The 6,000-nt window shown below is 71.3% G+C and carries 8 protein-coding genes; all 8 read right to left on the bottom strand.

From position 1 onward, the window contains the following. Positions 1-232: 232 nt before the first annotated feature. The 8 genes from hisF to hisD are packed head-to-tail and all read right to left on the bottom strand — an operon-like array spanning position 233 to position 5,965. A complete protein-coding gene (hisF, locus tag ACZ63I_RS34235; protein WP_469343386.1) occupies positions 233-988 on the bottom strand; it encodes an imidazole glycerol phosphate synthase subunit HisF in 756 nt (251 codons plus the stop codon). Continuing rightward, the gene (locus ACZ63I_RS34230) at positions 985-1,383 is read right to left on the bottom strand and encodes a RidA family protein (protein WP_469343384.1); all 399 of its coding nucleotides are present in this window, start codon (positions 1,381-1,383) and stop codon (positions 985-987) included. Before ACZ63I_RS34230 ends, hisF begins: the two co-directional genes overlap by 4 nt. Continuing rightward, positions 1,380-2,114, bottom strand: a complete 735-nt coding sequence (gene priA / locus ACZ63I_RS34225) for a bifunctional 1-(5-phosphoribosyl)-5-((5-phosphoribosylamino)methylideneamino)imidazole-4-carboxamide isomerase/phosphoribosylanthranilate isomerase PriA (RefSeq protein ID WP_469343383.1) — start codon at positions 2,112-2,114, stop codon at positions 1,380-1,382. The genes ACZ63I_RS34230 and priA overlap by 4 nt, the downstream gene beginning before the upstream one ends. Positions 2,115-2,141: 27 nt before the next feature. Beyond that, positions 2,142-2,777, bottom strand: coding sequence for an imidazole glycerol phosphate synthase subunit HisH (gene hisH / locus ACZ63I_RS34220; protein WP_469343382.1), 636 nt, complete (start codon positions 2,775-2,777; stop codon positions 2,142-2,144). Beyond that, positions 2,774-2,944 carry a hypothetical protein gene (locus ACZ63I_RS34215; RefSeq protein WP_041990764.1) on the bottom strand — a complete coding sequence of 57 codons (171 nt, stop codon included), beginning with the start codon at positions 2,942-2,944 and terminating at the stop codon, positions 2,774-2,776. Before ACZ63I_RS34215 ends, hisH begins: the two co-directional genes overlap by 4 nt. Next, positions 2,941-3,534 (bottom strand): imidazoleglycerol-phosphate dehydratase HisB, encoded by a 594-nt coding sequence (gene hisB, locus ACZ63I_RS34210; protein WP_041990762.1) that lies wholly within the window; start codon positions 3,532-3,534, stop codon positions 2,941-2,943. Before hisB ends, ACZ63I_RS34215 begins: the two co-directional genes overlap by 4 nt. Further along, on the bottom strand, positions 3,531-4,637 hold the full coding sequence (locus ACZ63I_RS34205; RefSeq protein ID WP_469343381.1) for a histidinol-phosphate transaminase: 1,107 nt from the start codon (positions 4,635-4,637) through the stop codon (positions 3,531-3,533). Before ACZ63I_RS34205 ends, hisB begins: the two co-directional genes overlap by 4 nt. Further along, on the bottom strand, positions 4,634-5,965 hold the full coding sequence (gene hisD / locus ACZ63I_RS34200) for a histidinol dehydrogenase (protein WP_469343380.1): 1,332 nt from the start codon (positions 5,963-5,965) through the stop codon (positions 4,634-4,636). The genes ACZ63I_RS34205 and hisD overlap by 4 nt, the downstream gene beginning before the upstream one ends. Positions 5,966-6,000 lie beyond the last annotated feature (35 nt).

The following is a 6,000-nucleotide window of genomic DNA, read 5'->3' as shown; positions in this document are numbered from 1 at the left end:
CCGGGGCCGCAGGAGGGGGGTGTCCGGACGTAAAGCGTAGGAGTTCTAGCGATCGAGCAGTCCGGACACCCCCCTCCGGAGGCCCCGGACCCCGGAACCAGACCGGCGCCACCGCAACCAAGACACGCCAACCACAAACCGCGCCGGACGGCGACACCGCACCCCGGCCGCCCCCGCCGGACGGCGACACCGCAACCAAGACCCGGTCACGCAAGCCCCGCCGGACGGCGACTCAGCGGACCGGGTGCCCCGCCATCCGTAGCGTTGACTTGACCTCCGCGATCCGCAAATCCCCGAAGTGGAACACCGACGCCGCCAGCACCGCGTCCGCTCCCGCCTCGATCGCCGGCGGGAAGTCCGCCAGGCGGCCCGCGCCGCCCGATGCCACGACCGGGATCGTGACGTGCTTGCGTACGGCCGCGATCATCTCGACGTCGTAGCCGTCCTTCGTACCGTCCGCGTCCATCGAGTTGAGCAGGATCTCCCCCGCCCCCAACTCCGCCGCGCGCCGCGCCCATTCGACCGCGTCGATGCCCGTGCCCGTACGGCCGCCGTGCGTGGTGACCTCGAAGGTCCCGGCCGGGGTGCGGCGCGCGTCGACCGACAGGACCAGCACCTGGCGGCCGAAGCGCTGCGCGATCTCGCGGATCAGTTCGGGGCGCGCGATGGCGGCGGTGTTCACGCCGACCTTGTCGGCGCCCGCGCGCAGCAGTTTGTCGACGTCCTCCGTCGTACGGACGCCGCCGCCGACCGTGAGCGGGATGAAGACCTGCTCGGCGGTCCTGCGCACCACGTCGTACGTCGTCTCGCGGTCGCCGGACGACGCGGTGATGTCGAGGAAGGTCAACTCGTCCGCGCCCTCGGCGTCGTAGAGCTTGGCCATCTCGACCGGGTCGCCCGCGTCGCGCAGGTTCTGGAAGTTGACGCCCTTGACCACGCGGCCGTTGTCCACGTCGAGGCAGGGGATGACCCGTACGGCGAGGCTCATGCGTCCGCTCCCGAGCGGTACGCCTCCACCTCGACCTCGACGACCAGGCTCGGGTCGATGAAGCCGGCCACGACGATCATCGAGGCCGCGGGCCGTACGTCGTGGAACAGTTCGTGGTGGGCGCGGCCCACGTCGTCAGCGTCCCTGGCGTGGGTGATGTACATGCGGGTGCGCACCACGTCGGAGACTTCGAGGTCCAGTTCGCGCAGGGCCGTCACCGCGACGCCGAACGCCGTCTTGGCCTGCTCGTACGGGCTGCCTTCGGCGATGCGGCCGTCGATGACCGAGGTGCAGCCCGAGACGAGCACCAGGCCGTTGGGGAGTTCCACCGCGCGGGAGTAACCGATCGAGTCCTCCCACGGGTTGGTGGACGAGATCCTGCGTACGCCGCTCATCGGGATACCTCCGCAAGTGCTTCTTCGAGGGTGAACGCGTTGGCGTACAGCGCCTTCCCGACGATCGCGCCTTCGACTCCCGCGGGGACGAGCGCGGCGATGGCGCGCAGGTCCTGGAGGGAGGAGACGCCGCCGGACGCGACGACGGGCTTGTCGGTGGCCGCGCAGACGTTCTTCAGCAGGTCCAGGTTGGGGCCCTGGAGCGTGCCGTCCTTGGCGATGTCGGTGACGACGTAGCGCGCGCAGCCCTCCGAGTCGAGGCGGGCCAGCGTCTCGTACAGGTCGCCGCCGTCGCGGGTCCAGCCCCGGCCGCGCAGTGTCGTGCCGCGTACGTCGAGCCCGACGGCGATCTTGTCGCCGTGCTCGGCGATGATCTTCGCGACCCACTCGGGGGTCTCCAGCGCGGCCGTGCCGAGGTTGACCCGGGTGCAGCCGGTGGCGAGGGCGGCGGCGAGCGAGGCGTCGTCGCGGATGCCGCCGGACAGTTCCACCTTGATGTCCATCGCCTCGGCGACCTCGGCGATCAGCGTGCGGTTGTCACCGGTGCCGAAGGCCGCGTCCAGGTCGACCAGATGCAGCCATTCGGCGCCCGACCGCTGCCAGGAGAGGGCCGCTTCGAGGGGCGAGCCGTACGACGTCTCGGAGCCCGATTCGCCGTGGACGAGCCGGACGGCCTGGCCGTCGCGTACGTCCACCGCGGGGAGGAGTTCGAGCTTCGGCGCGGAAGGCACAGGCGGCACGGAAGGCACAGGAGGCATTCAGAGGGTTCCGATCCAGTTGGTGAGGAGCTGGGCGCCGGCGTCGCCGGACTTCTCCGGGTGGAACTGGGTCGCCCACAGGCTGCCGTTCTCCACGGCGGCCACGAACGGCTCGCCGTGGGTGGTCCAGCTCACCTTGGGGACACGGATCTTGGGGTTGGTGACCTCAAGGTCCCACCGGTGCACCGCGTAGGAGTGCACGAAGTAGAAGCGGGCCTCGGCGTCGAGTCCGGCGAACAGTTCGCTGTCGCCGGGCGCCGTGACGGTGTTCCACCCCATGTGCGGCACGATCGGCGCCTTCAGCGGCTCGACGCTGCCGGGCCACTCGTCCAGGCCCTCGGTCTCCACGCCGTGCTCGATGCCGCGGGCGAAGAGGATCTGCATGCCGACGCAGACGCCGAGCACGGGCCGGCCGCCGGCGAGCCTGCGGCCGATGATCCACTCGCCGCGTGCGGCGGTGAGCCCCTCCATGCAGGCGGCGAAGGCGCCGACGCCGGGGACGAGCAGCCCGTCGGCGTTCATCGCCCGGTCGAAGTCGCGGGTGATCTCGACCTCGGCCCCGGTACGCGCGACAGCGCGCTCGGCGGAGCGCACATTGCCGAATCCGTAGTCGAAGACGACGACTCGCTTGGTCATCCGCCCCACAGCCCCTTGATGCGCAGGATGCCGGCCACCAGGCAGAACACCGAGCAGAGTGCCACCAGGACGATCACGCCCACGGGCAGCTTCTGCTTGATGAACGAGTAGACGCCGCCGGCGAGGAAGAGCCCCGCCAGGATGAGCAGGGTGTTGAGGCCGGTCACAGCGCGCCCTTGGTCGAGGGGAGGATTCCCACCGCGCGCGGGTCGCGCTCGGAGGCGTAGCGCAGAGCGCGCGCGAGTGCCTTGAACTGGCACTCGACGATGTGGTGCGCGTTGCGTCCGTACGGGACGTTCACGTGCAGCGCGACCCTGGCCTGGGCGACGAACGACTCCAGGATGTGCCGGGTCATCGTCGTGTCGTAGCTGCCGATCATCGGCGCCATGTTGTCGGGCTCGGTGTGCACGAGGTACGGGCGGCCCGAGAGGTCGACGGTCACCTCGGCGAGCGATTCGTCCAGCGGGACCGTGCAGTTGCCGAAGCGGTAGAGGCCGACCTTGTCGCCGAGCGCCTGCCGGAAGGCGGCGCCGAGGGCGAGGGCGGTGTCCTCGATGGTGTGGTGGGAGTCGATGTGCAGATCGCCCTCGGTCTTGACCGTGAGGTCGAACAGACCGTGCCGGCCGAGCTGGTCGAGCATGTGGTCGAAGAAACCGACTCCGGTCGACACGTCCACCTCGCCCCGGCCGTCGAGGTCGATCTCGACCACGACGGAGGTTTCCTTCGTACTGCGTTCCACGCGGCCGATGCGGCTCATGCGCTCTGCTCCTTCGTCAATTCACGTACCGCGTCGAGGAACGCGTCGTTCTCGGAGGGGGTGCCTGCGGTGACCCGCAGCCGGCCAGGCACGCCGTTGTCCCGGATCAGGACGCCCCGGTCGAGGATCTGCTGCCAGGCCGCGTGGGCGTCCTCGAAGCGGCCGAACTGTACGAAGTTCGCGTCCGAGTCGGTGACCTCGAAGCCGAGGGCCCGCAACTCGACGACCAGGCGGTCACGCTCGGTCTTCAACTGCTCGACGTACCCGAGCAGCGTATCGGTGTGTTCGAGCGCGGCGAGCGCGGTGGCCTGGGTGACGGCCGACAGGTGGTACGGCAGCCGGACGAGCTGGACGGCGTCCACGACGGCGGGGTCGGCGGCGAAGTAGCCGAGCCGCAGCCCTGCCGCGCCGAACGCCTTGGACATCGTGCGGGAGACGACGAGGTTCGGCCGGCCTTCGATGAGCGGGAGCAGCGAGGGGTGGTGGCTGAATTCGACGTACGCCTCGTCCACGACGACCAGCGAGGGCCGGGCCGCCTGGGCGGCCTCGTACAGCGCGAGGACGGTGCCGGCGCCGACGGCGGTGCCGGTGGGGTTGTTGGGCGTGGTGATGAAGACGACCTCGGGGCGGTGCTCGGCGATGGCGGCACTGGCGGCGGCGACGTCGATGGTGAAGTCGTCGTGCCGGGGTCCCGAGATCCAGCCGGTGCTGGTGCCGCGCGCGATGAGGCTGTGCATCGAGTACGACGGCTCGAAGCCGATGGCGGTACGGCCGGGTCCGCCGAAGGCCTGCAGGAGCTGCTGGAGCACCTCGTTGGAGCCGTTGGCCGCCCACACCTGGGCCGCGGTCAGCGGGTACTTGCCGGTACGGGTGAGGTAGCCGGCGAGTTCGGTGCGCAGCTCGACCGCGTCCCTGTCGGGGTAGCGGTTGAGGCCGCGGGCGGCTTCGCGCACCCGCTCGGCGATCCGCTCCACGAGCGGTTCGGGCAGCGGGTACGGGTTCTCGTTGACGTTGAGCTGGACGGGCACGTCCGGGTGGGGCGCGCCGTACGGGGACTTGCCGCGCAGTTCGTCGCGGATCGGCAGGTCGTCGATGTCCGTCATGCGACCGGCACCTTCCATCCGAACCGCGCCTTGAGCGCTGCGCCGTGCGCCGGCAGGTCCTCGGCCTCGGCCAGGGTGACCACGTGGTGGGCGACCTCGGCGAGGGCGTCGCGGCTGTAGTCCACGACGTGGATGCCGCGCAGGAACGACTGGACGGACAGGCCGGAGGAGTGGCAGGCGCAGCCGCCGGTGGGCAGGACGTGGTTGGAGCCTGCCGCGTAGTCGCCGAGGGAGACGGGCGCGTACGGGCCGACGAAGATCGCGCCCGCGTTGCGGACCCGGTCGGCGACGGCGGCGGCGTCGGCGGTCTGGATCTCCAGGTGCTCGGCGCCGTACGCGTCGACCACCCGCAGCCCGTCCTCGACGGAGTCGACGAGGACGATCGCGGACTGCCGGCCCGCGAGGGCGGGGCCGATCCGCTCGGCGCTGTGCTTGGCGGCGGCGACCTGCGGTGCCAGTTCCTTCTCCACGGCGGCGGCGAGGTCGGCCGAGTCGGTGACGAGGACGGCTGCGGCCAGCGGGTCGTGCTCGGCCTGGCTGATCAGGTCGGCGGCGACGTGTACGGGGTCGGCGGTCGCGTCGGCGAGGACGGCGATCTCGGTGGGGCCCGCCTCGGCGTCGATGCCGATGCGGCCGGTGAAGTAGCGCTTGGCCGCCGCGACCCAGATGTTGCCGGGTCCTGTGACCATGTTGGCGGGCGGGCAGCCGTCGGGGCCCGGGACGCCGTACGCGAACATGGCGACGGCGCTCGCGCCTCCGGCCGCGTAGACCTCGTCCACGCCGAGCAGCGCGCAGGCGGCGAGGATCGTGGGGTGCGGCAGGCCGCCGAACTCCCGCTGCGCCGGGGAGGCGAGCGCGATCGACTCGACGCCGGCTTCCTGCGCGGGGACCACGTTCATGATCACGGACGACGGGTAGACGGACCGGCCGCCCGGTGCGTACAGCCCGACGCGCTCGACGGGCACCCACTTCTCGGTGACCGTGCCGCCGGGGACGACCTGGGTGGTGTGCGCGGAGCGCCGCTGCGCGCGGTGGACCAGCCTGGCGCGTCTGATCGACTCCTCAAGGGCGGCCCGTACGGCCGGATCGAGCTGAGCCAGGGCCGCGTCGATGGCCTCGGCCGGCACCCGGACGCGCTCCAGCGTGACCCCGTCGAACTTCGCCGCCGACTCGATCAGCGCCGCCGTGCCCCGATGGCGTACGTCCTCGCAGAGGGGCCGCACCTTCTCCAGGGCGGCTTCCACGTCGAACTCGGCTCGGGGCAGCAGGTCACGCAGGGCGCCGCCCTCGGGGAGGGTGTCGCCGCGCAGATCGATTCGTGAGATCACGTGGTCAATTCTCGCAGACCGGATCAGCGCTCCGG

It is taken from the genome of Streptomyces sp. NPDC087906, from assembly GCF_055584925.1.
This window is presented reverse-complemented; position numbering and strand designations above follow the sequence as displayed.

Excerpts from the sequence above, each read along its gene's own strand:
- ACZ63I_RS34205 (WP_469343381.1), bottom strand. The coding sequence starts at position 4,637 with ATGACGGACATCGACGACCTGCCGATCCGCGACGAACTGCGCGGCAAG.
- ACZ63I_RS34230 (WP_469343384.1), bottom strand. The coding sequence starts at position 1,383 with ATGAGCGGCGTACGCAGGATCTCGTCCACCAACCCGTGGGAGGACTCG.
- hisF (WP_469343386.1), bottom strand. The coding sequence starts at position 988 with ATGAGCCTCGCCGTACGGGTCATCCCCTGCCTCGACGTGGACAACGGC.
- hisH (WP_469343382.1), bottom strand. The coding sequence starts at position 2,777 with ATGACCAAGCGAGTCGTCGTCTTCGACTACGGATTCGGCAATGTGCGC.
- hisB (WP_041990762.1), bottom strand. The coding sequence starts at position 3,534 with ATGAGCCGCATCGGCCGCGTGGAACGCAGTACGAAGGAAACCTCCGTC.